At 71.8% G+C, this 25,722-nt stretch carries 27 protein-coding genes; 14 read left to right on the top strand and 13 right to left on the bottom strand.

From position 1 onward, the window contains the following. Positions 1–111 precede the first annotated feature (111 nt). The 5 genes from rlmB to ACSU6M_RS15615 form a co-directional block, all read right to left on the bottom strand. Positions 112–1,053, bottom strand: coding sequence for a 23S rRNA (guanosine(2251)-2'-O)-methyltransferase RlmB (gene rlmB, locus ACSU6M_RS15595; protein WP_437070326.1), 942 nt, complete (start codon positions 1,051–1,053; stop codon positions 112–114). 100 nt (positions 1,054–1,153) lie between these two features. Beyond that, on the bottom strand, positions 1,154–2,554 hold the full coding sequence (cysS, locus tag ACSU6M_RS15600) for a cysteine--tRNA ligase (RefSeq protein WP_437070327.1): 1,401 nt from the start codon (positions 2,552–2,554) through the stop codon (positions 1,154–1,156). Positions 2,555–2,690: 136 nt separating this feature from the next. Then, the gene (ispF, locus tag ACSU6M_RS15605) at positions 2,691–3,185 is read right to left on the bottom strand and encodes a 2-C-methyl-D-erythritol 2,4-cyclodiphosphate synthase (RefSeq protein ID WP_437070328.1); all 495 of its coding nucleotides are present in this window, start codon (positions 3,183–3,185) and stop codon (positions 2,691–2,693) included. Next, positions 3,175–3,948, bottom strand: coding sequence for a 2-C-methyl-D-erythritol 4-phosphate cytidylyltransferase (ispD, locus tag ACSU6M_RS15610; RefSeq protein ID WP_437070329.1), 774 nt, complete (start codon positions 3,946–3,948; stop codon positions 3,175–3,177). The genes ispF and ispD overlap by 11 nt, the downstream gene beginning before the upstream one ends. A 266-nt stretch (positions 3,949–4,214) precedes the next feature. Beyond that, on the bottom strand, positions 4,215–4,697 hold the full coding sequence (locus ACSU6M_RS15615) for a CarD family transcriptional regulator (protein WP_003953493.1): 483 nt from the start codon (positions 4,695–4,697) through the stop codon (positions 4,215–4,217). Between the two features lie 629 nt (positions 4,698–5,326). Here ACSU6M_RS15615 and ACSU6M_RS15620 point away from each other — a divergent pair. Then, positions 5,327–6,040 (top strand): DUF461 domain-containing protein, encoded by a 714-nt coding sequence (locus ACSU6M_RS15620; RefSeq protein WP_437070330.1) that lies wholly within the window; start codon positions 5,327–5,329, stop codon positions 6,038–6,040. 123 nt (positions 6,041–6,163) lie between these two features. Here the strand turns inward: ACSU6M_RS15620 and ACSU6M_RS15625 are convergent, their stop codons facing one another. Together ACSU6M_RS15625 and ACSU6M_RS15630 are read right to left on the bottom strand one after the other, a co-directional pair. After that, positions 6,164–6,844 (bottom strand): response regulator transcription factor, encoded by a 681-nt coding sequence (locus ACSU6M_RS15625; protein WP_076087010.1) that lies wholly within the window; start codon positions 6,842–6,844, stop codon positions 6,164–6,166. Beyond that, positions 6,841–8,139 (bottom strand): sensor histidine kinase, encoded by a 1,299-nt coding sequence (locus ACSU6M_RS15630; protein WP_437070331.1) that lies wholly within the window; start codon positions 8,137–8,139, stop codon positions 6,841–6,843. Before ACSU6M_RS15630 ends, ACSU6M_RS15625 begins: the two co-directional genes overlap by 4 nt. A gap of 237 nt (positions 8,140–8,376) precedes the next feature. Here ACSU6M_RS15630 and phoU point away from each other — a divergent pair, with 237 nt between their 5' ends. From phoU to ACSU6M_RS15645, 3 genes are all read left to right on the top strand, one after another. Then, complete coding sequence (gene phoU, locus ACSU6M_RS15635) at positions 8,377–9,063, top strand: phosphate signaling complex protein PhoU (protein ID WP_437070332.1); 687 nt, start codon at positions 8,377–8,379, stop codon at positions 9,061–9,063. 116 nt (positions 9,064–9,179) lie between these two features. After that, the gene (locus tag ACSU6M_RS15640) at positions 9,180–9,344 is read left to right on the top strand and encodes a hypothetical protein (RefSeq protein ID WP_437070333.1); all 165 of its coding nucleotides are present in this window, start codon (positions 9,180–9,182) and stop codon (positions 9,342–9,344) included. Positions 9,345–9,460: 116 nt separating this feature from the next. Beyond that, entirely contained in the window at positions 9,461–9,709 is a 249-nt protein-coding gene (locus tag ACSU6M_RS15645; protein ID WP_437070334.1) for an SCO4226 family nickel-binding protein, read from the top strand. A gap of 81 nt (positions 9,710–9,790) precedes the next feature. Here ACSU6M_RS15645 and ACSU6M_RS15650 read toward each other — a convergent pair whose 3' ends face one another. Continuing rightward, positions 9,791–10,339, bottom strand: a complete 549-nt coding sequence (locus tag ACSU6M_RS15650; protein ID WP_437070335.1) for a GIY-YIG nuclease family protein — start codon at positions 10,337–10,339, stop codon at positions 9,791–9,793. A gap of 116 nt (positions 10,340–10,455) precedes the next feature. Between ACSU6M_RS15650 and ACSU6M_RS15655 the strand changes: the two genes are divergently transcribed. Together ACSU6M_RS15655 and ACSU6M_RS15660 are read left to right on the top strand one after the other, a co-directional pair. Continuing rightward, the gene (locus tag ACSU6M_RS15655; protein ID WP_437070336.1) at positions 10,456–10,665 is read left to right on the top strand and encodes a hypothetical protein; all 210 of its coding nucleotides are present in this window, start codon (positions 10,456–10,458) and stop codon (positions 10,663–10,665) included. A gap of 99 nt (positions 10,666–10,764) precedes the next feature. Continuing rightward, positions 10,765–10,926 (top strand): hypothetical protein, encoded by a 162-nt coding sequence (locus tag ACSU6M_RS15660; protein WP_437070337.1) that lies wholly within the window; start codon positions 10,765–10,767, stop codon positions 10,924–10,926. Positions 10,927–11,356: 430 nt separating this feature from the next. Here ACSU6M_RS15660 and ACSU6M_RS15665 read toward each other — a convergent pair whose 3' ends face one another. Beyond that, positions 11,357–12,118 (bottom strand): phosphoglyceromutase, encoded by a 762-nt coding sequence (locus ACSU6M_RS15665; RefSeq protein ID WP_437070338.1) that lies wholly within the window; start codon positions 12,116–12,118, stop codon positions 11,357–11,359. 237 nt (positions 12,119–12,355) lie between these two features. Here ACSU6M_RS15665 and ACSU6M_RS15670 point away from each other — a divergent pair, with 237 nt between their 5' ends. From ACSU6M_RS15670 to ACSU6M_RS15680, 3 genes are all read left to right on the top strand, one after another. Further along, a complete protein-coding gene (locus tag ACSU6M_RS15670; RefSeq protein WP_437070339.1) occupies positions 12,356–14,026 on the top strand; it encodes a stealth family protein in 1,671 nt (556 codons plus the stop codon). A gap of 12 nt (positions 14,027–14,038) precedes the next feature. Beyond that, on the top strand, positions 14,039–15,820 hold the full coding sequence (locus ACSU6M_RS15675) for a stealth conserved region 3 domain-containing protein (RefSeq protein WP_437070340.1): 1,782 nt from the start codon (positions 14,039–14,041) through the stop codon (positions 15,818–15,820). Positions 15,821–16,030: 210 nt separating this feature from the next. Further along, positions 16,031–17,308 carry an MDR family MFS transporter gene (locus tag ACSU6M_RS15680; protein WP_437070341.1) on the top strand — a complete coding sequence of 426 codons (1,278 nt, stop codon included), beginning with the start codon at positions 16,031–16,033 and terminating at the stop codon, positions 17,306–17,308. Here the strand turns inward: ACSU6M_RS15680 and ACSU6M_RS15685 are convergent. Next, complete coding sequence (locus tag ACSU6M_RS15685; protein WP_437070342.1) at positions 17,294–17,710, bottom strand: hypothetical protein; 417 nt, start codon at positions 17,708–17,710, stop codon at positions 17,294–17,296. The two genes, ACSU6M_RS15680 and ACSU6M_RS15685, sit on opposite strands and share 15 nt — an antisense overlap. A gap of 213 nt (positions 17,711–17,923) precedes the next feature. Between ACSU6M_RS15685 and ACSU6M_RS15690 the strand changes: the two genes are divergently transcribed. The 3 genes from ACSU6M_RS15690 to ACSU6M_RS15700 all read left to right on the top strand — a co-directional run bounded on the left by ACSU6M_RS15690 (position 17,924) and on the right by ACSU6M_RS15700 (position 19,601). Beyond that, on the top strand, positions 17,924–18,358 hold the full coding sequence (locus ACSU6M_RS15690; protein ID WP_437070343.1) for a helix-turn-helix domain-containing protein: 435 nt from the start codon (positions 17,924–17,926) through the stop codon (positions 18,356–18,358). Positions 18,359–18,435: 77 nt separating this feature from the next. Continuing rightward, positions 18,436–19,143, top strand: coding sequence for a hypothetical protein (locus ACSU6M_RS15695; protein WP_437070344.1), 708 nt, complete (start codon positions 18,436–18,438; stop codon positions 19,141–19,143). A gap of 131 nt (positions 19,144–19,274) precedes the next feature. Next, on the top strand, positions 19,275–19,601 hold the full coding sequence (locus ACSU6M_RS15700) for a DUF2516 family protein (protein WP_437070345.1): 327 nt from the start codon (positions 19,275–19,277) through the stop codon (positions 19,599–19,601). 34 nt (positions 19,602–19,635) lie between these two features. Here the strand turns inward: ACSU6M_RS15700 and ACSU6M_RS15705 are convergent, their stop codons facing one another. The 3 genes from ACSU6M_RS15705 to ACSU6M_RS15715 all read right to left on the bottom strand — a co-directional run bounded on the left by ACSU6M_RS15705 (position 19,636) and on the right by ACSU6M_RS15715 (position 23,615). Further along, the gene (locus ACSU6M_RS15705; RefSeq protein WP_437070346.1) at positions 19,636–20,904 is read right to left on the bottom strand and encodes a PP2C family protein-serine/threonine phosphatase; all 1,269 of its coding nucleotides are present in this window, start codon (positions 20,902–20,904) and stop codon (positions 19,636–19,638) included. Positions 20,905–21,274: 370 nt separating this feature from the next. Then, positions 21,275–22,369 (bottom strand): NlpC/P60 family protein, encoded by a 1,095-nt coding sequence (locus ACSU6M_RS15710; RefSeq protein ID WP_437070347.1) that lies wholly within the window; start codon positions 22,367–22,369, stop codon positions 21,275–21,277. Between the two features lie 409 nt (positions 22,370–22,778). Continuing rightward, positions 22,779–23,615 (bottom strand): class I SAM-dependent methyltransferase, encoded by an 837-nt coding sequence (locus tag ACSU6M_RS15715; protein ID WP_437070348.1) that lies wholly within the window; start codon positions 23,613–23,615, stop codon positions 22,779–22,781. Between the two features lie 213 nt (positions 23,616–23,828). Here ACSU6M_RS15715 and mshA point away from each other — a divergent pair, with 213 nt between their 5' ends. Next, positions 23,829–25,169: a D-inositol-3-phosphate glycosyltransferase gene (mshA, locus tag ACSU6M_RS15720; RefSeq protein ID WP_437070349.1), complete on the top strand. Its 1,341-nt coding sequence runs from the start codon at positions 23,829–23,831 to the stop codon at positions 25,167–25,169. Further along, positions 25,162–25,662, top strand: a complete 501-nt coding sequence (locus ACSU6M_RS15725) for a YbjN domain-containing protein (RefSeq protein WP_437070350.1) — start codon at positions 25,162–25,164, stop codon at positions 25,660–25,662. The genes mshA and ACSU6M_RS15725 overlap by 8 nt, the downstream gene beginning before the upstream one ends. Positions 25,663–25,722: the final 60 nt, after the last annotated feature.

Below are 25,722 nucleotides of genomic sequence, written 5' to 3' on the forward strand. Positions count from 1 at the left end.
GAGTGACGTGTGGTTAGGACACTGCTTTGACCTGCCGGATCTGTCCGGACCCCGTCAAGCTCGCCCTTGACGCCAGGATTGCCCCGTACGGGTGATCCTGTGGACGTATGTTCAGTCGCGTCGGCGCGCCGCCTCGTACAGCACGATGCCCGCGGCCACACCGGCGTTGAGCGATTCGGCGCCGCCCGGCATCGGGATGCGGACCCGGAAGTCGCACGTCTCGCCGACCAGTCGGGACAGGCCCTTGCCCTCGCTGCCCACGACGATGGCGACGGGGCCGTGCAGGGCGTCCAGCTCGCCGATCTCGTGCTCGCCGTCGGCGGCCAGGCCGACCACCACGACACCGGCCTTCTTGTACTGCTCCAGGGCGCGCGTCAGGTTGGTGGCGCGGGCGACGGGCGTACGGGCGGCCGTACCGGCGGACGTCTTCCAGGCACCGGCGGTCATACCGGCCGCGCGGCGCTCGGGGACGACCACGCCGTGGCCGCCGAAGGCGGAGACGGAGCGGACGACGGCACCGAGGTTGCGCGGGTCGGTGACACCGTCGAGCGCGACGATCAGCGGGTCCTCACCCTCGTCGGCGGCGGCGTCGAGCAGGTCCTCGGGGTGCGCGTACTCGTACGGCGGGACCTGGAGGACCAGGCCCTGGTGGTTGAGGCCGTTGGTCATCCGGTCCAGCTCGGGACGCGGGGCCTCCATGAGGTTGATGCCGCCGCGCTCGGCCGCGAGCTGGAGCGCCTCGCGCACCCGCTCGTCGTTGTCGATGAACTGCTGGACGTACAGCGTGGTGGCGGGCACGCCCTCGCGCAGCGCCTCGACGACCGGGTTGCGGCCGACGACCAGCTCGGAGGTGCCCTTGCCGCCGCGGCCGCGGGAGGTCTGACGGCGCTGGGCCTGCTTGGCCTTGGCGGTGGCGAGGCGGTTCTTCTTGTGCCCCTTGCGCATCTCGGCGGGCGGCGTGGGGCCCTTGCCTTCGAGGCCCCGGCGTCGCTGGCCGCCACTGCCGACCTGCGCGCCCTTCTTGCCGGACATGCGGCGGTTGTTCGCGGCCATGACCTACCTGTCTGTGTAGAGGGGTGGAAACCCCGGAAGGGGTCGTACGTCTATGCAGTGTGCCGCCCGGAGGGCCGGGCGGCACAATCGATCACCGGGCTCAGCGCGGGCCGAGGCTCCAGCGCGGTCCGTGCGGGCTGTCCTCGATCACCAGTCCGGACTGCCCCAGCCGGTCCCGGATGGCGTCCGCGGTGGCCCAGTCCTTACGGGCCCGCGCCGCCTCGCGCTGGTCGAGCACCAGGCGTACGAGGCTGTCGACCACGCCGTTCAGGTCCTCGCCCCGGTCGCTCTCGCCCGCCCAGTGCGGGTCCAGCGGGTCCAGGCCCAGGACGCCGAGCATGGCGCGCACCTCGGCGAGGCGGGCCACGGCGGCTTCCTTGTCGTCGGCGGCGAGGGCGGAGTTGCCCTGCCGGACGGTGGTGTGCACGACGGCGAGCGCCTGCGGGACGCCCAGGTCGTCGTCCATCGCCTCGGCGAAGGCGGTGGGCACCTCGGCGGCCGGTTCGACCGGGTGGCCGGCCAACTCCACCGCGCGCTGCACGAAGCCCTCGATCCGGCCGAACGCCGACTCGGCCTCGCGCAGGGCCTCCTCGCTGTACTCGATCATCGAGCGGTAGTGCGGGGTGCCCAGGTAGTAGCGCAGGACGATGGGCCGCCACTGCTTGACCATCTCGGAGACGAGCACGCTGTTGCCGAGCGACTTCGACATCTTCTCGCCGCTCATGGTGACCCAGGCGTTGTGCACCCAGTACCGGGCGAACTCGTCGCCGTACGCCTTGGCCTGGGCGATCTCGTTCTCGTGGTGCGGGAAGATCAGGTCCAGGCCGCCGCCGTGGATGTCGAAGGCGGAGCCCAGGTACTTGTGGGCCATCGCCGAGCACTCCAGGTGCCAGCCGGGGCGGCCGCGTCCCCACGGGGTCTCCCAGCTGGGCTCGCCCGGCTTGGCCGCCTTCCACATCGCGAAGTCGCGCGGGTCGCGCTTGCCGGTCTCGCCCTCGCCGGAGGGCTGCAGCAGGTTCTCCAGCTCCTGGTTGGACAGGCGCAGATAGCCGGGGAAGGACTTCACGTCGAAGTAGACGTTGCCGTCGGCCTCGTAGGCGTGGCCGCGCTCGATCAGGCCGCGCATCATCTCGATCATCTCGGTGATGTGGCCGGTGGCGCGGGGCTCGTAGCTGGGGGGCAGGCAGCCGAGGGCGTGGTAGCCGTCGTTGAAGGCCCGCTCGTTCTCGTAGCCGATCGACCACCAGGGGCGGCCCTGGTCGGCCGACTTCGCGATGATCTTGTCGTCGATGTCGGTGACGTTGCGGATGAACGTGACGTCGTAGCCGCGGTAGGCGAACCAGCGGCGCATGATGTCGAAGTTCAGGCCGGAGCGGATGTGGCCGATGTGCGGGGCCGCCTGCACGGTGGCGCCACACAGGTAGATCGAGACACAGCCCGGGACGAGCGGGGTGAAGTCACGGATCTGCCGGGCGCTGGTGTCGTACAGGCGAATAGTCACGACGCCTAGGGTAGTGGGCCGAGAGGGGTGCGTGGAGCAGTTGCTCGTGGGGCGGTTGCGGGCCGGTGGCCGCTTCTCGCGCCCGCGCGGCGCAGCCGCGTGCCGCACACGGCCCCGCGCCCCTCGTGGGGGCCCGTCAGCCTTCCCGGATCACCAGCGCCGTGGCCACCGCCATCAGGCCCTCGCCCCGGCCCGGGAAGCCGAGGCCGTCCGTGGTCGCCCCCGACACCGACACGGGTGCGCCGGCCGCCTCCGACAGAATCTTCTGGGCCTCTTCCCGGCGTCTGCCGATCTTCGGCCTCGGCCCCACCACCTGTACGGCGACATTGCCGATCCGGAAGCCCGCCTCGCGGACGATCCTCGCCGCCTCCGTCAGCAGCGTCACCCCCGACGCGCCCGACCACTCGGGGCGGCCGGTGCCGAAGTGCTGCCCCAGGTCGCCGAGCCCGGCGGCGGAGAACAGCGCGTTGCAGGCGGCGTGGGCGACGACGTCCGCGTCGGAGTGACCGGCCAGGCCCGTGCCCTCGCCCTCCCACTTCAGGCCCGCGCACCACAGCTCGCGGCCCTCCTCGAAGGCGTGGATGTCGGTGCCGATGCCGACCTGGGGCAGCAGGGGTGCCTCAGAAGCCATCGTTGAGCCTCCTGCGGGCCAGGACCGCCTCGGCGAGGACCAGGTCCAGGGGGCGGGTGACCTTGAACGCCTCCTCGTGGCCGGGGACGGTCACGACCGGGACGCCGAGCTGCTCGATCATGCTCGCGTCGTCGGTGACGTCGCCGGTGACCGTCTCGTGGGCGCGGACCAGGGTGGCGCGGTCGAAGCCCTGGGGGGTCTGCACCGCGCGGAGGCGGGCGCGTTCGGGGGTGGCCACGACCGGCTCCGGTGCGCCGGGGGTCTCGGCGGGCTCGACCTCCTTGACCGTGTCGGCGAGCGGGAGGGCGGGCACCACGGCGGGGGCGCCGTCGCGGACGGCCTCGATCACCGCGTCCACGGTGTCGACGGGCACCAGGGGGCGGGCGGCGTCGTGCACCAGCACGATGTCGTAGCCGGGCGGCAGGGCGTCGAGGCCGAGCCTGACGGACTCCTGGCGGGAGGCGCCGCCGGGCACGACGAGGAAGTCGGTCCGCTCGGGCAGCGCGTGCACGTCGAGCAGGGACTTGACCTCGGCGGCGCCGTCGGGCGGGGCCACGACGACCACGAGGGAGACCGCGCGGGAGGCGGCCATGGCGCGTACGGCGTGGATCAGCATCGGCGTGCCGTTCAGCGCGCGCAGCGCCTTGGGGGCGCCGGGGCCGAGGCGTACGCCCCGGCCGGCGGCCGGGATGACGGCGGCAGTACGTGCCGGAGCGCCCTCGGAGCTGGTCCGCGAGGGCGAAGGACGCGAAACGTCAGACATCGGATCCTGTCAGGTTTGTGTGCTCGGCCTTGTTGGGTATGGCCTCACCGTGCCTGGTGGCACGTGGCCCCGACCGGCCCCTTCCGTGACTCCGGTCGAGCCAGGTGACCCGGGCCCGACACGCACAGTACCGGGGGATGTCTCCGGCGTACGGCTCAGGCTTACGGCATCCGCGTGCGAACATGCCGCAGCGCCCGGCGACAGGAGTCATGTCATCGGGCACCGCGGCATCTCGATGTGCTGGGCTGACCGGCTCGCGCCCTGTGTCAGGAGGCGAGCACCTCGTCGAGCAGAGCCTCGGCCTTGTCCTCGTTGGTGTTCTCCGCGAGGGCGAGCTCGCTCACCAGGATCTGGCGGGCCTTGGCGAGCATGCGCTTCTCACCGGCGGACAGTCCGCGCTCGCGCTCGCGACGCCACAGGTCACGGACGACTTCCGCGACCTTGATGACATCGCCGGAGGCGAGCTTCTCCAGGTTTGCCTTGTAGCGACGGGACCAGTTGGTGGGCTCCTCGGCGTACGGCGCGCGCAGCACCTCGAAGACCCGGTCCAGCCCGTCCTGGCCGACCACATCACGCACGCCGACGAACTCCGCATTGTCCGCTGGCACACGCACCGTCAGGTCACCCTGGGCGACCTTCAGCACCAAGTAGGTCTTGTCCACGCCTTTGATCTGGCGAGTTTCGATGGCCTCGATCAGCGCGGCCCCGTGATGGGGATAGACCACGGTGTCGCCAACCTTGAACGTCATGTGACAGGTACCCCTTCCGTGGCTATCCAGGGTAACACGGATACGGCGTCTTCTGAATGGCGTTTTCGCAGGTCAGGGCATATCTCGGGGCTTGACAACAGCAACAGGAGCGTGCTTCGACGGGGCGGCGGAACAAGGTATTCGCAGGTCGGAGCGGCTTCTCGGGCGGGGCGAAACGTGTCCGTTACGCCCCGTCGGCGGGTCCTCCGGGCGGTCGAACATCCCGATATGTCCCCTTCCAAGTGATCGACTTCCGCTACTCCGTTCGGTGTGACGAGACAGGTACGAGACGATTCCGGAATTGATCCGCGGGGGTCCCGGCACCCGTCGCCGGTGATCAATTTCCGGTACCCCGGTGCATTCCTTCACGGAAAATCCCGGAGCGGATCCGCGCGCTTTGCGCGGGGGGATTGTGTGAATGCCGGACGAGCCCCCGCCGAAGTGACCGGTGAGTCACCTTCGGGTGCGCGCGGCGCGGTGCCGTACCCCCTGCTGAGCGACGCGGCGGTCCTGGGGGAGGGTCGGGTGCGGCGGCGCGGGAACGGCTCGGTAACCTGGGGCCGCTGACAGACACTTAGAGCGGCTTTATTCAGGAGAGCCGCCCCTGCGTTCAAGGAGTTGCCGCCGCCGTGAGCAGCAGCCTTCGACGCGGCGCCCTCGCCGCCTCCGTCATCGCGTTCTCCGTCGCCACTCTCGCCGCCTGCGGTGCCGGCAACGACGCCCAGACCCTCGGGATCAAGCCGGACAACGCGGCCACCACGGTGGGTGACATCAAGATCCAGAACGCGGTGGTGATCACCCAGCCCGACCCCGAGGCCGAGGGCCCGGCCGCGATCACCGCGACCCTGTTCAACAACGGCGACTCGGCCCAGACGCTGGACGCCATCACGGTGGACGGCGCCGGTGCCGCCGAGATCAAGCCCGCCAAGGGCAGCCGCCTGACCATCCCGGCCGGCGGCTCGGTCGTCATCGGCGGCGACACCAACGCCGCCGCCACCGCCACGCTCAAGGACGGCACCGCGCTGACCGACGGCGACGCGCAGAAGGTCACCTTCGCCTTCAGCGAGACCGGCGACGTGAGCCTGAGCGCCTTCGTCGTCCCGTCCGACGGCTACTTCAGCTCCTGGGGTCCGAGCGTGGCGCCGGGCGCCTCCAAGTCGCCCGAGGCGAGCCCGTCGGAGACGGCGGGCGAGGGCCACGGGGCCGAGGGGCACGAGGCCGGGGCCGAGGGGCACGAGGAGGGCGGCCACGCGGACGCCTCCGGCTCGCCGGCCGCGACCGGTTCCGCGTCCGCGTCCGCCTCGGCGGAGGGCGAGGAGACCGGGGAGTCCGCCGGTCACTGACCGTCGTACGCCGAAGGGCGGGGCCCCTCCACGGGGGTCCCGCCCTTCGTCTGTCCGTCGTCCGGTCCGTTGTCGGCCGTCCGTTTCGGTACCGCTCTTCACGGCCCGGACCCGTACCGCTCTTTACGGCTCGAACTTGTAGCCGAGGCCGCGGACCGTCACCAGGTAGCGCGGCGCGCCCGGGTCGGGCTCGATCTTGGCGCGCAGGCGCTTGACGTGGACGTCGAGGGTCTTGGTGTCACCGACGTAGTCGGCGCCCCAGACGCGGTCGATGAGCTGCATCCGGGTCAGGACGCGGCCCGCGTTGCGCAGCAGCATCTCCAGCAGGTCGAACTCCTTCAGCGGGAGGTCCACCTTGGAGCCGGAGACCGTGACCACATGGCGGTCGACGTCCATCCGGACCGGACCGGCCTCCAGGGCGGCCGGGGCCACCTCCTCCGGCTCGCCGCGCCGGCGCAGCACCGCGCGGATGCGGGCGACCAGCTCGCGCGAGGAGAACGGCTTGGTGACGTAGTCGTCGGCTCCTATCTCCAGGCCGACCACCTTGTCGATCTCGCTGTCCTTGGCGGTGACCATGATCACGGGGACGTTGGAGCGGCCGCGCAGCTGACGGCACACCTCGGTGCCGGGCAGACCCGGCAGCATCAGGTCGAGGAGGACGAGGTCGGCGCCGTTGCGCTCGAACTCGTCGAGGCCGTCGGGCCCGGTGGCCGCCACGGCGACCTCGAAGCCCTCCTTGCGGAGCATGTACGACAGGGCGTCGGAGAAGGACTCCTCGTCCTCGACGACGAGCACTCGGGTCACGGAAGGACCTCCGGGGCGGAAAGCGTCTGGTACGCGGTCGAATCAGGGGGCAAGGAAGACGTGGGGCGGGAACTGCCGGCCGGGCCGGAGGCTCCCTGCCCGCTCTCTTCGTCGAGGGCGGGGTGCTGCTGGGCGCGGTCGCGGGAGGCGCCGGCCTCCGGCAGCCGCAGGGTGAACGTGGAGCCCTGTCCCTCCGAGCTCCACACCGTGACCTCCCCGCCGTGCGAGGCGGCCACGTGCTTGACGATCGCCAGTCCCAGGCCCGTACCGCCGGTGGCGCGGGAGCGGGCCGGGTCGACGCGGTAGAAGCGCTCGAAGATGCGCTCCTTGTCCTTGTCGGAGATGCCTATGCCCTGGTCGGTGACGGCGATCTCGATGAGGTCGCCGCCGGGGGCGGTCACCCGGCGGGCCGCTATGCCGACGCGGGTGCGGGCGGGCGAGTAGTTGACGGCGTTCTCGACGAGGTTGCCGAGGGCGGCGGCGAGCTGGCCGCGATGGCCCCACACATGCAGGTCGGCGGTGCCGCCGGCGGCCATGGTGATCTGCTTGGTGCCGGCCTGGTGGCGGCAGCGGTCGATGGCCTCGGCGACCAGTTCGTCGACCCGGACCGGTTCGGCGTCCTCCAGCGGGTCGTCGTTCTGCACCCGCGAGAGGTCGATCAGCTCCTGGACCAGGTTGGTCAGCCGGGTCGCCTCGATCTGCATCCGGCCCGCGAAGCGCTGTACGGCCTCGGGGTCGTCGGAGGCGTCCATGACGGCCTCGGACAGCAGGGAGAGGGCACCGACCGGGGTCTTCAGCTCATGGCTGACGTTCGCGACGAAGTCCCGGCGTACCGCCTCTATCCGCCGGGCCTCGGTGAGGTCCTCGACCAGCAGCAGCACCAGGCGGGAGCCGAGCGGGGCGACGCGGGCGGAGACCGCGAGGGCCTCGCCGCGGCCGCCGCCGCGCCTCGGGAGGTCCAGTTCGACCTGGCGTATCTCACCGTCGCGCCGGGTGTCGCGGGCCATCTGCAGCATCGGCTCGACGGCGAGCCTGCCGCCGCGCACGAGGCCGAGGGCGTAGGCCGCGGAGCTGGCCTTGACCACGGCGTCGGCCTCGTCCAGGACGACGGCCGAGGAGCGCAGCACCGACAGCACGGTGTCCACGCCGGGCGGGAGGACCGCCTCGGTGTGCAGGGAGGTGCGGGTGGGCCGGTTCAGGTCGCGTTCGCTCCAGCGGAACGCCAGCATGGCGATGACGCCGGTGAGCACTCCGGCGATCGCTGCCGCTGCGGCGACCGCCGCGTTCACGTCCATGCCTCCAGGTTAGGCATGGCATACGGCGTGGCCACAGCCATGGATGCGCGACCTCGAACACTCGTCGCCCAGAGTTCACCTTGGAGCCAGTACTGATTCATTTGGGGTGGCGGAATCGGACGCGTACAGGGCCGACCGTGGGACCGTGGGGTGCGGAACCCCCTGAAACGCGGGGCGCGGGCCCCGGCACGACCGTAGGGGCTGGACCCCCGGAAACACGCACGAGAGGGAACCCTGATGCGGGACGCGTACCACGAGGAACTGGACTCGATCGGCGACGGTCTGGTGGAGATGGCCCGGCTGGTCGGATCGGCGATCGGGCGCGCCACGACGGCGATCCTCGACGCCGACCTGAAGCTGGCCGAGCATGTGATCGAGGCCGACAAGAAGGTCGACGAGCTGCAGCACGACCTGGAGGCGCGGGCGATCGCGCTGCTGGCGCGGCAGCAGCCGGTCGCGACGGACCTGCGCATAGTCGTGACGTCGCTGCGGATGTCCGCCGACCTGGAGCGCTCCGGCGACCTCGCCCAGCACGTGGCGAAGCTGGCGCGGCTGCGCTTCCCGGAGCGGGCGGTCCCGCAGGACCTGCACGCCACGGTGCTGGAGATGGGGCAGCTGGCGCAGCGCCTGATGGCGAAGGCGGCGGAGGTCATCGTCACCAAGGACGTCGATCTGGCGATGCAGCTGGAGCAGGACGACGACGCGATGGACCTGCTGCACCGCACCCTGTTCCAGCACCTGATGGACGACCGCTGGAAGCACGGCATCGAGACGGCCGTCGACGTCACGCTGCTCGGCCGCTACTACGAGCGGTTCGCCGACCACGCTGTGTCGGTGGCCAAGCGCGTGGTGTTCCTGGTGACGGGCGAGCACGCCGACGACCTCCAGGCGGCCGACAGCCAGCCGGCCGTGGACGGTGTCTGAGTCGTCCCGAGCCTCCGTGCGCCGTTGATGCGCCTTGCCGAGCGGGCATGGAATAGGGGCAGGCACCAGCCCTGGGTAGCCCTGGGAAGGGCACCAGCCTCTAGGTAGGAGGGACCATGGCCGAATCCCCCGGCACACCCGGCAGCACGCCCGACCCCACGCAGGAACGTCCGTCCGAGCAGCCCGCCGAGATCAGGAACCTGATGCTGATCGGCGCGTGCGGCTGCGGTTCCGGCTGCGGCTGCGGGTGCCAGTCGGGCAACCCCTGCCAGTGCGGCTGACGACGCGTCGCGAAGCCCCCGGTACGGCTGTGCCGGGGGCTTCGTCGTGTCGCCGGTACGCGGGCGGGGGCGCAGCATGGAGGAAACGGCACTCGCGGGAAAGAAGGTGCGAGGGCATGCCCCAGTACATGGACGTCCACTACGGGATGAAGGGCATCACGGCCGACCAGCTCAGGGAGGCCCACCAGGCGGATCTCGCCATAGAGAAGGACGAGTCCGTCCACTTCGAACGCGCCTGGGCCGACCCCGACTCCGGCGTCGTCTACTGCCTCTCCGAGGCCCCCTCCGCGGACGCGGTCCAACGCATCCACGAACGCGCCGGCCACAAGGCGGACGAGGTCCACGCGGTCCCCCTGTCGATCTGACCGCCCGCCTACGAAACGCCCCCGACCGCCGACCGGACCGCAGGCCGGGGGCGTGACCGTCCTGAGAAGCCCGCCCCGTCCTTACACGCCGACGGGCAACTCCCGCGCCCGCCGACGCGCCTGCGCCCGCAGATCCTTCAGCCGGCTGTGGAAGGGGTTGTGGCGGTTCCGGTCGAGGTTCAGCGGGAGGTCGAGCCGGGAGATCAGCTCCGCCTCCGCGATCCACGGCCGGCTCGTCTCGATCCAGCACACGCGCGCGTTGTCCGCCATCCACTGGGTGAGCGCGGCTTCGCCCGCCTTGCCGTACGTCGTCTTCGTGCCGCTGCCCACGCGACGCAGCTCAAGCCCGAGCAGGCAGCCGAGGCTGAGCCGCAGGGTCGAGCCGGCGGCGTTGCCCCGGTAATGGGTGCGCACCCGCCTGCGCAGATTCTGGGTACTCGGCCGGTTCGGCATCTGCCTCGGGGCGATCCCGACGTAGAGCAGTCGCCCGGCGTCCAGCTCCGGGTGAGGCGCCTCCTCGAAGTGCCACCCGTAGATCCCCGCCACCGCCGGCACAGGGCTCGGGCGCGCCAGCACCTCCTCCGCCGTCCACAGCCGCTCGGGCCTGAGCAGAGCCGTAGCGTCGATCACGAAGACTCCAGGGAAGAAGAGGAAAGGACGAAGGGGACGAGCGATAGCAGTCGAGTCTTCCCCACACAGCAGCGATGCTGTGGTCAACCGGCGCGGGTTGTGGTCGACTCGCCGGCGTGGACACCGTCTTGGCCAGCGTAGTGGCCGTCGCCGGCACGCTGATCGGCTCGCTGAGCACGTATCTGTTCCAGCGGAGAACCACCGAGCACGCAGATGCCGTGGCACGGCAAGAGCGTTTGCGGCAGGAGCGTCTGGCCGCCTACAGCGGATACGCCAGTGCCGTCACGGAGCTCAAGCGTGGGGTCATCACGCTGTGGTTCCGCTGAAGGGCCTCCCCCCGCGACCAGGACGCCTATCTGGCCGCGCAGTTGGAGAGCGACAGGCTGGGGGCTGCGGCTGAGGCCGCCGCCTTCCCTCTCCATCTGGTGGCGGACGACCCGGCACTCCGGGAGCTGATGGACGCCGTATCCGCCAAGATCGGTGCGATCGGCGAGGCGGAGGACCGGCAGCTGCTCGTCAGGGTCGAAAGCGAGTTCGAGCATGCGGTGCGCGCGTTCCTGGAAGCGGCTGCCCAGCGGATCCGCTGACCGCCGGGCCCGATGTGCTTCGCGCGCGCCCCTTCCCTGCTGCCGGCGCCTTCCGCCTGAGCCTTCCCTGAGGATGAAGGGCTGGCTACAACAAGTCCATGGCAGCTGGATTCGTGGTGATGGCAGTGATAGCCGTCATCGCTGTTGCGATCTACGCGAACACTCGGCCTCTTCCCCCAGGGACTTGCACCTCGTGCCGAGGCAGGGGCGTCACGTCCACGCCGGAGACCAGATGGAAGAGCGAAATCACGTACTCGGGCGGCAGGCGTACGTACGTGCAGCGGCCGTCGCAGACGTGGCGGCAGGTCCGGTGCAGTCACTGTCGAGGGACCGGAAGGGTCCCCTGAGAGCGCTGCATAAGAAGGGCCCAGATCATGGAAATGCCTTCCACCCACGCCGTAGGCGCAGGTGGAAGGCATGATCGCAAAACCTACTTCTTCTTGCCCTGGTTCTTGACCGCCTCGATCGCCGCCGCGGCCGCCTCGGGGTCGAGGTACTTGCCGCCGGGGGTGACCGGCTTGAAGTCGGCGTCGAGCTCGTAGTAGAGGGGGATGCCCGTGGGGATGTTCAGGCCCGCGATGTCGGCGTCGGAGATGCCGTCGAGGTGCTTGACGAGGGCGCGCAGGGAGTTGCCGTGGGCGGCGACGAGGACCGTGCGGCCGGTCAGGAGGTCGGGGACGATGCCGTCGTACCAGTAGGGGAGCATGCGGACGACGACGTCCTTCAGGCACTCCGTGCGGGGGCGCAGCTCCGGCGGGATCGTCGCGTAGCGGGCGTCGTCCGACTGGGAGAACTCCGCGCCGTCCTCGAGCGGGGGCGGCGGGGTGTCGTAGGACCGGCGCCACAGCATGAACTGCTCCTCGCCGAACTCGGCGAGGGTCTGGGCCTTGTCCTTGCCCTGGAGGGCGCCGTAGTGGCGCTCGTTCAGGCGCCAGGAGCGGTGGACGGGGATCCAGTGGCGGTCGGCGGCCTCCAGCGCGAGCTGGGCGGTGCGGATCGCGCGCTTCTGGAGGGACGTGTGGACCACGTCGGGCAGCAGGCCGGCGTCCTTGAGCAGCTCACCGCCGCGGACCGCCTCCTTCTCGCCCTTCTCGTTGAGGTTGACGTCCACCCAGCCGGTGAACAGGTTCTTCGCGTTCCACTCGCTCTCGCCGTGGCGGAGGAGGATCAGCTTGTACGGTGCGTCGGCCATGGCCTTTAGCCTACCTAAGCGCTCTGGGGACGGCGGGTGTGTGCTCACTGTGTGGAATGGTGTGGGCTTGGCCCCATCGGGCCGTCCGAGGGGGATCTGACAGCCGATGGCGTCGCCCTCTAAATTAAGGTGAACTCTTCCACAACCTATTGCCACGTCCACCTGTCTCGTTGACGCAGGTGTAGCGGTTCAGATGAGGAGCACAGAAACGTGACCGTGCGTTCCTTTGCGCGGCGGATGCGACCGCGAGTCGAGCGGAAGGCCGCCGAGCGGGTCTGGCAGCTGCGAACCATGCGACGACGCCGCAGGGCCGCGGACACGGACCCCGGCCTGCGTCCCGTGACGGTGCGCGGCCAGCAGCTGTACGGGCGGGTTGTGACGGAGTTCACCGCCGCCGGCGCCGCGGCCGCCAACCTCGATCTCGTCGTCGCCGCGCTGGAGCGGGAGAACATCTCCTACTTCCTGGTGCCGACCGCCCGCACCCGGCACATCGTCGGAGTGAACGCCGTCGACCGGGAGCGCTTCATCTCCTCCTTGGAGAAGATGTACGACGGCAAGGCCGTCTTCATCGGCCGCCCGCTGCCCGGCGGCCAGCTCAAGCACCCCGCGCTGTTCCTCGACGGCATCCTGCCGGCCCAGCTGCGCACCTCCCCGGTGCTGCGCATCGGCGAGAACCACCTCGGCCCCGACGGCCAGCTGCTGGCCGGCCCCGAGCTGGCCTGCGACGTGGAGTTCTGGGAGGACGGCGCCGCCCTCCTCGCCACCGAGGACGGCCCGCGCCGCCTGGCCAAGGTGCAGCCGCAGGCGTCCGAGGACATATTCGCCGAGTCGCTGATCGCGCCCCGCAACAACGGCATCACCGACGTCCTGCCGGCCTCCGAGCAGAAGCCGGTGACGGTGAGGGTCGGCGAGCGCGAGCTGCCGAGCTTCGCGCCCCTGACCCTGGCGCCCGTGAACCGCGTCACCTTCCCCGTGGACATCGTCTACACGTGGGTGGACGGCGAGGAGCCCGCGATGCGGGCCAAGCGGGCCCAGTACCAGGAGAAGGGCACCGCCGAGATCCTGGACAAGGAGATCAACGAGTCCCGGTACACCAGCCACGACGAGCTGAAGTACTCGCTGCGCTCGCTGGCGATGTACGCCGACTTCGTGCGGCACATCTACATCGTCACCGACGGCCAGAAGCCGCACTGGCTGGACGACAGCGTGGACGGCATCACGGTCGTCGACCACCGCGACATCTTCCCCGAGGGTGTCCTGCCGGTGTTCAACTCGCACGCGATCGAGACCCGCCTGCACCACATTCCGGGCATCTCGGACCACTACCTGTACTTCAACGACGACGTCTTCTGCGGCCGCCGCGTCACCGCCGAGCACTTCTTCCACGGCAGCGGCCTGATGAAGATCCCGGTGTCCCCGCTGAAGATCGGTGTCGGCAAGCCGCACGCCGAGGAGACGGCCACCAACTCCGCCAGCAAGAACGTGCGCGCGCTGCTGCTGGAGAAGTTCGGCAAGATGACCACGAACAACTTCATGCACACCCCGCTGCCGCAGCACCGCAGCACGCTGGAGGAGCTCGAGAAGCTGTTCCCCGAGGACATCGAGCGCACCACGGCCTCCCGCTTCCGTTCCCCGACGGACATCGCCGTGACCGCGCCGCTGCTGTACAACTACTCGCTGATGACGGGCCGCGGTGTGCCGGGCAAGTTCAGCTTCCGGTACGTCAACATCAGCCGCCCGGACGCCGACAAGCGCCTGACCGACCTGCGCCGCAACCGCCGCTTCGACTTCTTCTGCCTGAACGACGTCGACGTGCCGCCGGAGGAGCGCGAGCAGGTCCAGGTCCGCATGGCCGAGTTCCTGGAGAACTACTTCCCGTTCCCCAGCCCCTTCGAGAAGCGCGACTGACGGATCGAGGCCATGGAGATACGTCACCGCCTGCCGGCGCCCGCGGGCATGCGGGCTGTGCGTGACCTGATGGTGCGCGTCCGGCTCTGGATGGCGGCCCGGCTGTGGGCGCTGCGCGCGGCCCCGCGCCGGCGCCGTCTGCGGCGCACGGTCCCCGGGCTGCGCAAGGTCGCCTTCGGCCCCGTGCGGCTGTACGGGGCCACGGTCGCCGGTTACACCGCCGCTCAGGCCGCCGAGGCCGACCTGGAGCGGGTGTCCTCCCTGCTGGAGGCGGCCGGGGTGCCGTACTTCCTGGTGCCGTCCGAGCAGGGCGTGGTGCTCGGCGTCGCCGCCGAGCACCGGGGCACGGTGCTGGCCCAGGCCCGGCGGCGGCTCGCGGGCACGGCCGCCTTCGTGGGCGCCGTCGACGCCGACGGGAGCGTGTCGCGGGCCGTGCTGTGGGCCGACGGCAAGCTGCCGAAGGCGCTGCGCCGGGCCGCCGTGCTGCGTACCGGCGAGGTCCGGCTGGGTCCCGTCGGGCAGGTGCTCAGCGGCCTGGAGGCGGGCTGTGACATCGAGTTCTGGCGGCACGGCCGCGAGCTGCCCGGCGAGCCCGCGCATCTGACGGTGCCGGGCGAGAAGCTGGAGGACGTCTACGGCACGGCGCTCGTCGCCCCCCGCCGCAACCCCGTGTCGGAGGTGGTCCCGGGGGCGGCGCAGGAGCCGGCCAAGGCGGAGGGCCACCGCCGGCCGGTGCCGACGTTCGCCGCGTTCGCCGAGCCCGGCATCGACGAGGTGCTGTTCCCCATCGACGCCGTCTACACCTGGGTCGACGGCAACGACCCGGCGATGGCGGCCAAGCGCCGCGCGCACCAGGAGCGGTCCGCCAATGTGATCGCCCCGCGCGAGACCGGCGACTCCCGCTACACCAGCCATGACGAGCTGAAGTACGCGCTGCGCTCGCTGGAGATGTACGCCGGTTTCGTGCGGCACGTCTATCTGGTGACCGACGCGCAGGTGCCGTCCTGGCTGGACCCGGAGGCGGAGGGGATCACGGTCGTCGACCACCGGGACATCCTCCCGGCGGACGCGCTGCCGGTGTTCAACTCGCACGCGATCGAGAGCCGGCTGCACCACATACCGGGACTGTCGGACCACTACCTCTACTTCAACGACGACGTCTTCATCAACCGTCCGGTGCGGCCCGAGCACTTCTTCCACGGCAACGGCATCGCACGGATCCCGTTCTCGCCGCTGAAGCTCGGTGTGGGCGCACCGCATCCGCAGGAGCCGGCGCCGAACTCGGCGGGCAAGAACACCCGTGAGGTGATCAAGCGGTTCCACGGCCGGCAGATCACCCACAAGTCGTTGCACACGCCGCATCCGCAACTGCTGTCGGTGATGCGGGAGATGGAGGGCCTCGGCATCGAGGAGCTGGAGCGCACCGCGTACTCGCGGTTCCGCTCCACCTCGGACGTGGCGCCCGCCTCCACGCTGCACCACCACTGGGCGATCGCGACGGGCCGTGCCGTACCGGCGGAGTACCTCTTCCGCTACGTCCAGCTGGGCTCGCCGGACATGCGGCAGCGGCTGGCGCGGCTGGCGGCCGGTGAGGACATCGACTTCTTCTGCCTGAACGACGTGGACACGCCTCCGGCGGCCAGGGCGGCGGCGCAGAAGGCGATCGGTGCGTTCCTGGAGCGCAAGTACCCCTTCCCGAGCCGCTTCGAGCGCAGGGCGGCGGCGCCCGCCGCGCGGCCGGTGGCGGCGCGGACGAAGCGGGTGCGGACGCGGACGCCGCAGCCGCTGGACTGAGGCGCGCGGGCTCGCCGATTCCGGCGCAGGCGCGCGGCCTCGGTGACGCGCACCGAGGCGTGCGGGGCCTCGCCGACACTCTCTGAGCTGTCCGGGGCCGCGCCGACGCGCGTCGATTGACGCTCCCCGTCAATTGAGTGGCGTACGCGGCAGCCGCATCCGTAAGTTGTGGCTGCCGCTTGAGACGCTTACAGCCGTGGGGGATGCGCGATGTCACCAGCCTCGATGAGACGTGCCGTGCGGGAGACCGTCTCCGGTCTCCCGCGGGAGTTCTGGTGGCTGTGGACCAGCACGCTGGTGAACCGGCTGGGCGCGTTCGTCGCCACGTTCATGGCGCTGTATCTGACCCTGGACCGCGGCTACTCCGCCTCCTACGCCGGTCTGGTCGCCGCCCTGCACGGTCTCGGCGGGGTCATCTCCTCGCTCGGCGCAGGCGTGATGACCGACCGGCTGGGCCGGCGCCCCACGCTGCTGATCGCCCAGTCCTCGACGGCCGTCTCCGTCGCCCTGCTGGGCTTCGTGCACCACCCGGTGGCCATCGCGGCGGTCGCCTTCCTGGTCGGCATGGCGTCCAACGCCTCGCGGCCGGCCGTGCAGGCGATGATGGCGGACATCGTGCGCCCCGAGGACCGGGTGCGGGCGTTCTCCCTCAACTACTGGGCGATCAACCTCGGTTTCGCGGTGTCCTCGATGGGCGCGGGTTTCATCGCCGAGGTCAGCTATCTCGCCGGGTTCCTGATCGAGGCGGGGATGACGATGACCTGCGCGATCCTGATCTTCGTGAAGCTGCCGGAGTCCCGGCCCGTCCGCACGGCGGCGGAGCAGGCCGAGGGAGACGAGGTGGGCCTCGGGACGGTGCTGCGCGACGGCCGGTTCATGGGTGTCGTCGGGCTGTCCTTCCTGATCGCGCTGATCTTCCAGCAGGGCTCGGTCGGGCTGCCCGTCGCCATGGGCGAGGCCGGGTTCACGCCCGCGGACTACGGTCTGGCGATCGCCGTGAACGGTGTCCTGATCGTCGCCCTGCAGATCCCGGTCACCCGGTTCATCGAGCACCGCGATCCGCAGCGGCTGCTGGTGATCTCCTCCCTGCTGGCCGGGTACGGCTTCGCGCTCACCGCCTTCGCGGGCTCGGTCGCCGCGTTCGCGCTGACGGTGTGCGTGTGGACGCTGGCGGAGATCGTCAACGCACCCACCCAGACCGGCATCGTCGTCCGCCTCTCCCCCGTCCACGGCCGCGGCCGCTACCAGGGCATGTACACCATGTCCTGGTCGGTGGCCGCGCTGGTCGCCCCCCTCATGTCCGGCGTCTTCCTGGACCACTGGGGCGCGGAGTGGCTGTGGGGCGCCTGCGCGGTGATCGGCACGGTCGCGGCGGCCGGCTACTGGCTCCTGATGCGCACCCTGCCCCCGGAGCCGTCCCCGGCGGACGCCCGCCCGGCGACCGCACGCCCCCTGCCGGAGGGCCGGTCGGAGTCACTCGCGAGCTGACGCCGGCAGACCGAGCCCGACCGCGTAACCGACGAGGCTGTCCTCGGGCCCGTTGCGGAACCGTTTGATCACCCGCTGGACGGGCCGTACGACCGCCCCGCCGGGCAGCCGGAGAGCGAGGTTCACCTCGCCGTACGGGTCCTCGTCGTCGGCCTCCCAGACTCCGCCGAGGCCGCGCCGCACGGTCTCGCCCAGATAGGCGCCGAGGGCGAACAGGCGGGGCCCCGCCTCCGTCGCGAGCAGCCCGCCGGGCACCGCGGCCCCGTGGGCGCTGTGCTCGGTGAGGAAGCGCTCGACGTCCGTCAGGCTCTCGGGGGTGAAGTCCGCCCGGTACCCGGAGGCGCCGAGGGCGCGGGCGATCCAGGCCGCGCTCGTGTGCACGTCGTCGAGGAGCGAGCCCATGGCCGGGTCACCTGCTCCTCGCGCCGCCGCGGGCGCACGCCGTCTCCCGGAGGACTCCGGCGAGGCCGGGGAAGGCCTCCTCGCACCAGGCGGGGTCGGTGGCAGTCGCCGTCATGCCCCGGATCCTCGCCCATGCCACTGACAACAGGGTGGGTGTAACTCTTGCAAGCGGGGTGCTTGCAATTGTTAGCGGGTTGGGTGCACAGTGGAGGCATGGCATCGCTCAATGTCGGCAACCTCGGGGAGTACCTGCGTGAGCAGCGGCGCAGTGCGCAGCTGTCGCTCAGGCAGCTCGCGGAGGCTGCCGGGGTGTCGAATCCGTATCTGAGCCAGATCGAGCGCGGGCTGCGCAAGCCGAGCGCGGAGGTGCTCCAGCAGGTCGCGAAGGCGCTGCGGATCTCCGCGGAGACGCTGTACGTCCGCGCCGGGATCCTGGACGCCGAGCGGCCCCGCGACGAGGTGGAGACGCGGGCCGTGATCCTCGCCGACCCCACGCTCGACGAGCGGCAGAAGCAGGTACTGCTCCAGATCTACGAGTCGTTCCGCAAGGAGAACGGCCACGGGACCGGGAGCGATCGTCCGTCCACCGCCGACACCCCCGCCGACACCAGCGGCGCCGACGGCGATCCGCAGCAGACGGCCGGTTGACCGGACCAGGGGACCGGCCGCCGTACCGCGGATCCACCGAACCCTCAGCCGAACGCGAATCCGGGAGGACCCTCACCATGGCCATCACCGACGACCTGCGCAAGACCTTCAGCGACCCGACCCCGCTCTACTTCGCCGCCGGCACCGCCGACCTGGCGATCCAGCAGGCGAAGAAGGTGCCCGGCCTGGTCGAGCAGCTGCGCGCCGAGGCCCCGAACCGGATCGAGGCGGTCCGCAACACCGACCCGAAGGTCGTCCAGGAGCGCGCCACCGCCCGTGCCCGGGAGGCGCAGGCGAAGGCCCGTGAGGCGCAGGAGACCATCCAGGCGAAGGTCACCGAGTTCTTCGGCGCCCTCGACGGCGACCTGAAGAAGCTCGGCAGCACGCTCGACGCCGACCTGAAGAAGCTCGGCGAGTCCGCCCAGGACCTCGCGCTGCGCGGGGTGGGCGTGGCCGCGGAGTACGCCGTCAAGGCCCGTGAGACCTACGAGAAGGTCGCCGAGCACGGTGAGCAGGCCGTGCGGGCCTGGCGCGGCGAGGCGGCGGAGCAGATCGAGGACATCGCGGTCGCCGTCGAGCCGAGCGGCGAGCCGAAGTCCGAGACCAAGCCCGAGAACAAGGCCGGGACCACGTCCGAGCCGAAGTCCGACGCCGCGTCCGGGGCCGTCGCGGTCGAGGGCGAGTCCGCCGAGGCCAAGCCGGCCGCCGCGGCGAAGAAGGCCCCGGCCAAGAAGGCGCCGGCGCGCAGGACCGCCGCGAAGAAGGCGACGCCGCCGGCCGAGTGAGGGACGGTCCGGCGGATGTGCGGGCCGGGCACTTCCCGGGTGCTCGGCCCGTTGTCCGGGTAGCGGGGCCGCGCTTGCGGGTACGGTGACCGGGTAGGTTCTAGCCGAGTCGGGTGGTGGACGTTGTGCTGATGCAGGGCTTCGCAAACTTCATGTGGCTGCTGAGCATGGCCCTGATTCTCTTCAGCGGGTTCGCGCTGGTCGACGCGGCGATCCGCCGTGAGGACGCGTATCGTGCCGCCGACAAGCAGACCAAGCCGTTCTGGCTGATCATTCTCGGGCTCGCCTTCGTGGTGAACCTGATCTTCAACATCCTGTCGTTCCTGCCGATCATCGGCCTCATCGCCACGATCGTGTACATGGTCGACGTCCGTCCCGCCGTCCGTCAGATCTCCGGGCCCCGCCGGGGCGGCAGCAGCAGCGACGGCCCCTACGGCCCCTGGAACGGCGGCCGGTAAGGGCGGCCGCACGCCCCCCGACACGGGGGGCGTCCTACGGCACCCGGTCCAGCAGCAGTACCGCCACGTCGTCCGTCAGCTCGCCGCCGTTCAGCTCGCGGACCTCGTGGACCGCGGCACGCAGCAGTTCCTCGCCGCGCAGGCCCTCGGCGAGCTGCCGGCTGACCATCTCCACCATGCCGTCCTGCCCCAGCCGCTCCCGGCCGGCGCCGACGCGTCCCTCGATGAGGCCGTCGGTGTAGAGCATCAGGCTCCACTCACGGCCGAGTTCCACCTGCATCCGGGGCCAGCGGGCGCCGGGCAGCAGGCCGAGGGCGGGGCCGTTGTTGTCGTAGGGCAGCAGTCGCGGCGCCCGCCCCGGGCCGGCGATCAGCGGCGCCGGGTGCCCGGCCAGGCACAGGCCCGCCCGGCGCCCGTCGGGCGCGATGTCCACCGTGCACAGGGTCGCGAAGATCTCGTCGTCGGACCGCTCGTGCTCCAGGACCTCCTGGAGCGTGCCCAGCAGCCGGTCGCCGCACAGCCCGGCCAGCGTCAGCGCCCGCCAGGCGATGCGCAGCTCGACGCCGAGCGCCGCCTCGTCCGGCCCGTGGCCGCAGACGTCACCGATCATGGCGTGCACGGTGCCGTCGGGCGTGCGGACGACGTCGTAGAAGTCACCGCCGAGCAGCGCGCGCGAGCGGCCGGGGCGGTAGCGGGCGGCGAAGCGCAGCGGGGAGCCCTCCAGCAGCGGCGTGGGCAGCAGCCCGCGCTCCAGCCGCCGGTTCTCCTGCGCGCGCAGCCGGCCCTCGGCGAGCCGCCGCTCGGCCGTGTCGGAGCGCTTGCGCTCCACGGCGTAGCGGATGGCACGGCTCAGCAGCCGGCCGTCCAGCTCGTCCCGGAAGAGATAGTCCTGGGCGCCGACTCGCACGGCCCGGGCACCGCGCTCGGCGTCGCCGGAGGCGGTCAGCGCGAGCACGGCGTGCCGGGGCGCGAGCTCCAGCACATGCCTGAGCACGGCGAGCTCGTCGTCCTGCTCCACGTGGCCCGGCGCGGTCAGCGCCAGGTCCAGCAGGATGCAGTGGACGTCGTCGGTGAGCAGCCGCTCGGCCTCGGTCAGGTTGCGGGCCGTGCGGACGCGGATCGGCTGGCCGGCCGAGTCGAGCAGGTCGGGCACGATCGCCGAACCGCCCGGGTCGTCCTCGATCAGCAGCAGCGTCAGGGGGGCGGTGGTGTCCTCCTTGATGGGGCCTGCGGTGGACGCGGCCGGCGCCTGACCACTCTCCACGGCCGGGATCGCTCTCTGCCGCGGTACGGGTACGGGCATTGTCCTGTGTTCCTTCCCTCCCCCCGAGGGCATGGCGGGGCGAGGGACCTCGACCCACCGTCGGGACCATAGCGGTTGTCGCCGCCGCAGCGGAATGGCGTACGGCACGCCGGCCGGCGTCAGGTCGCCGTCATATGCCGCGTTCCGTACCGCAGTTGGGCGAGGTGCCCCTCCTGCGGGGATGACGAAGGTCACGTCCTGGCGGAGTTCGAGGGCGACTTGAGGTGCCCCAGGTCACGTGTCGGGCGTCACGGGCCCTGGCTCCCCCGAGGTCCGCCTCACGTGGGCGCCGTCACGCGGCCTCCGTCACACGCCCCTGCGCCTACGGCCCCTTCCCGCCGCCGAGGTCCGGGTCACCTCCCGCCCCGCCTCACGCGTCCGGCCGTACCACCCCGAGTATCGGCATCGAGCCCGCGCCCGCCACGGTCACCGTGCGCCCCGGACGCGGGGCGTGGACCATCTGGCCGTCGCCGATGTACATGGCCACATGGCTGGCGTCGGGGAAGTAGATGATCAGGTCGCCGGGCCGCATGTCCTCGACGTCGACGCGGGTGAGCTGGTCCCACTGGGCCTGCGAGGTGCGCGGGATGACACGCCCGGCGCTCGCCCATGCCTGGGAGGTCAGCCCGGAGCAGTCGTAGGAGCCGGGGCCCTCGGCGCCCCAGACGTACGGCTTGCCCTGCTGTGCGGTGGCGAACCGCACCGCGCGGGCGCCCTGTTCGGACGCGCCCGCGGTGTTGCCGGAGAGGGCGCCGGAGCCGAGCCAGGCGGTCTGGGCCCTCTGGGCGGCCTGCCGCTCCAGACGGGCCAGGCGCTCCTTCTCCTCCTTCTGGAGCCGCTTCTGGAGCTCCTCGGCCTCCGCGATCCGCTTCTTGATCTTCTGCCGCGCGGCGGCCTTGGCCTTGCGGTTGGCCTCCAGCCTCTTCCACTGCGCGGAGGCGTCCTTGGCGTACTGCACCAAGTCCGCCTGGGTCCGGGTCATTTCCCCCAGCATGGCCTTGGCGGCGCGCTCGCCCTGGAGGATGCGCCCGGCGCCGTCGAGGAACGCGGCCGGGTCGTCGCTGAGCGCCAGCTGGGCCTCGGGCGGCAGTCCGCCGGTGCGGTACTGGGCGGCCGCGGCGGCGCCCGCGCGCCGCTTCAGCTCGGCCAGCCGCTCCCGGCCGGCGACGATCTTCTTGGCCAGGGAGACGATCTCGGCGGACTGCTGCTCGGCCTTCTCCTCGGCGGCGTTGTACGCGTCGGTGGCGACGGCCGCGTCGTGGTAGAGCTCCTCCAGCCGCTGGCGTACGGCCTCCAGTTCCGCGTTCGTCGCGGGAGCCGTGCGGGTCACCGAGGCCACGGGCGGCGGTGTGGGCGAGGGAGTGGGGGCCGGGGCGGCGAACGCCGTGCCCGGTGCCGCCAGTACGGTGACCGCGCACACGACGGCCACGGCCGCCGTGATCAGACCGCGCTTCCCCGTTCCCATACCTCAGCCCCCAAACTGATTAACCGTCAGTAACTTATGGACGTCTGACGGATCGTGCCATGCCGCCGCGCAAAACGACAGAGGCCGTACCCGAGTGGGACGACAACTGCCTTCCCCCTGCGGTTGCACGGACATGTCGGTCTCCCCGCCCATGTGACGAACGGCTCACCGGCTTCGTTCCCGCAGCTCACCCGTGTGAGTGACGTGCCGGAAACACTCCCCGGCGGCGCCCCGCGCAACGAACCGGCGCCCCGCGCCTCGCACAACGAACCGGCGCCCGCGCCCGGCGCACCCGACCGGCACCGCGCCCCGCCGACCCGCACCGCGCCCCGCGCACCCGACCCGCGCAGCGCCGCGCCCCGCGCCCCCGACCCTCGCCCCGCCCACCCCGACCCGCACCGCGCCCCGCTCAGCCGACCGGCGCCAACGCCCCCCACCGCACGGTCACTTCGCCCTGCCGCCACCGCGCCGGCCCGTCCGTCACCGGCCAGTCGGCGCTCAGGTCCCGCACCGCCCGCATCCAGCGCTGGCGGGCGCCGTAGGAGGCGTAGGGCGCGGCGGCGGCCCAGGCGCGGTCGAAGTCGCGCAGGAAGGCGTGCACCGGCTCGCCCGGGACATTGCGGTGGATCAGCGCCTTCGGCAGCCGCTCGGCGAGGTCCGAGGGCCGGTCGAGCGAGCCGAGCCGGGTGGCGAAGGTGACCGTGCGCGGCCCCTCGGGTCCGAGGGCGACCCAGACGTGCCGCCGCCCGATCTCGTCGCAGGTGCCCTCCACCAGCAGCCCGCCGCGCGAGGGGCCCGCGGCCGGGGCGAGCCGGGCGCACAGCCCCGCCCAGACGTCGGCGACCTGCTCCTCGTCGTACTGCCGCAGCACGTTGGCCGCGCGGATCAGCAGCGGGCGCTGGGGGATCGGGATCTCGAAGCCGCCGTGCCGGAAGACCAGGCCGTCCCGCTCGTAGGGCCGGGCCGCCCGGACCCGCTCGGGTTCGATCTCGATGCCGACCACGCGCGCGCGGGGCGCGACGGCACGCAGCCGGCCGAGCAGTTCGACGGCCGTCCAGGGGGCGGCGCCGTAGCCGAGGTCGACCGCCACGGGGTCGGCGGCGCGGCGCAGTTCGTGGCCGTGGGTGGCGGCGATCCAGCGGTCCATCCGGCGCAGCCGGTTGGGGTTCGTCGTCCCGCGCGTGACCGTGCCCACGACCCCGCTCGGACGGGGCCGAGAGGGGGCGGGGGTGGCGCGGGACGTCATGCCTACGAGGGTATGCGGAAGGCGGCGGGCCCCAGGACGCCGTGGCGGGACGCCTCACATAATCGAACGGTTGAGCGACACTCCGTAATGATTCGGCAAAGAAGGTCCCCCGGTGACCGCCCGGGAAATGGAACCAGCACCTCCGGCGTTGCATCCCCTGGAGGGCGCGCCAGGTCCTCCTGACGGCATGCCCGCAGCAAGGAGGAACGCCACGTGAGCCACTACGTCGGCAGGCTCGGGCGTCGCTCCCCGGCGGCCCCCTCACGGCTCCGGCTCGGGCACCGCCGCCCCCGCCGCGTCGCCATGCTCTCGGTGCACACCTCCCCCCTGCACCAGCCCGGCACCGGCGACGCGGGCGGCATGAACGTCTACATCGTGGAGCTCGCCCAGCGGCTCGCCGCGATCAACATCGAGGTCGAGATCTTCACCCGGTCCACCGCGGCCGCGCTGCCGCCCACCGTGGAGATCGTCCCCGGCGTCACCGTCCGGCACGTCGACGCGGGCCCCTACGAGGGCCTGGCCAAGGAGGACCTCCCGGCCCAGCTGTGCGCCTTCACGCACGGCGTGATGCAGGCATGGGCCGGTCACCGCCCCGGCCACTACGACCTCGTCCACTCCCACTACTGGCTCTCCGGCCACGTCGGCTGGCTCGCCGCCCAGCGCTGGGGCGTGCCCCTGGTGCACGCCATGCACACCATGGCCAAGGTCAAGAACGCCAACCTCGCCGACGGCGACACCCCCGAGCCCGCCGCCCGTGTCATCGGCGAGACCCAGATCGTCAACGCCGCCGACCGGCTCATCGCCAACACCGCCGAGGAGGCCGACGAGCTCGTCCGGCACTACGCCGCCGACCCCGCGAAGGTCGCGGTCGTCCACCCCGGCGTCAACCTCGACCGCTTCCGCCCCGCCGACGGCCGCGCCGCCGCCCGCGCCCGCCTCGGCCTGCCCCAGGACGCCCTGATCCCCCTCTTCGCGGGCCGCATCCAGCCCCTGAAGGCCCCCGACGTGCTGCTGCGCGCGGTGGCCGTCCTGCTGGACCAGCGCCCCGAGCTGCGCTCCCGCCTGGTCGTCCCCGTGGTCGGCGGCCCCAGCGGCAGCGGCCTCGCCAAGCCCGAGGGCCTGCAGAAGCTGGCCTCCCGGCTCGGCATCGCGGACGTCGTGCGGTTCCGGCCGCCCGTCGGGCAGGAGCAGCTCGCCGACTGGTTCCGTGCCGCGTCCGTGCTGGTCATGCCGTCGTACAGCGAGTCCTTCGGGCTGGTCGCCATAGAGGCGCAGGCGGCCGGTACGCCGGTGCTCGCGGCCTCCGTCGGCGGGCTGCCGGTGGCCGTGCGGAACGGCGAGACCGGCTTCCTGGTCCAGGGGCACGATCCGGCCGCGTACGCGCGCGTGCTGCGCGATTTCGCCGACGCCCCGCAGCTGACCGCCACCATGGGCGCGGCCGCCGCCCGGCACGCCCGCTCCTTCGGCTGGGACACCGCGGCCGCCGCGACCGCCGAGGTCTACACGGCCGCCCTGCACGCCCACCGCCGTCACGTACGCTCCCACCATGGGTGATGTCGAGAAGGCCAGGCGGATCGTCGAGGACGTCCTGAAGGACGCCGAGCTGGAGTGGGAGAGCCCGGAGGCCGGCCACTACGTCGTCACGCTCCCGGGCGTCCGCAAACTGTCGACCACCGTCTCGCTCAGGGTCGGCCGCCACTCGCTGTCCCTGAACGCGTTCGTCATCCGCCGTCCCGACGAGAACGAGTCCGGCGTCCACCGCTGGCTTTTGGAGCGCAACCTCAAGCTCTACGGCGTCGGGTACGCCGTGGACCCGCTCGGCGACATCTACGTCACCGGCAAGCTCCCCCTCGCCGCCGTGACCCCCGACGAGCTCGACCGCCTCCTCGGCCAGGTCCTGGAAGCAGCCGACGGCAGCTTCAACACCCTGCTCGAACTCGGCTTCGCCACCGCCATCCGCCGCGAGTACGCCTGGCGGACCTCCCGCGGCGAGTCCACCCGCAACCTGGACGCCTTCGCCCATCTGCTGCAGCGCCCGGAGAACTGACACCGGCCGCTCCCCGCCGGCTCTCCGAGCGGCTGCCTCCGGCCTGCCGCGCGCCGGAGC

This window comes from Streptomyces sp. enrichment culture, assembly GCF_964272895.1.
Taxonomy (GTDB): Bacteria; Actinomycetota; Actinomycetes; order Streptomycetales; family Streptomycetaceae; genus Streptomyces.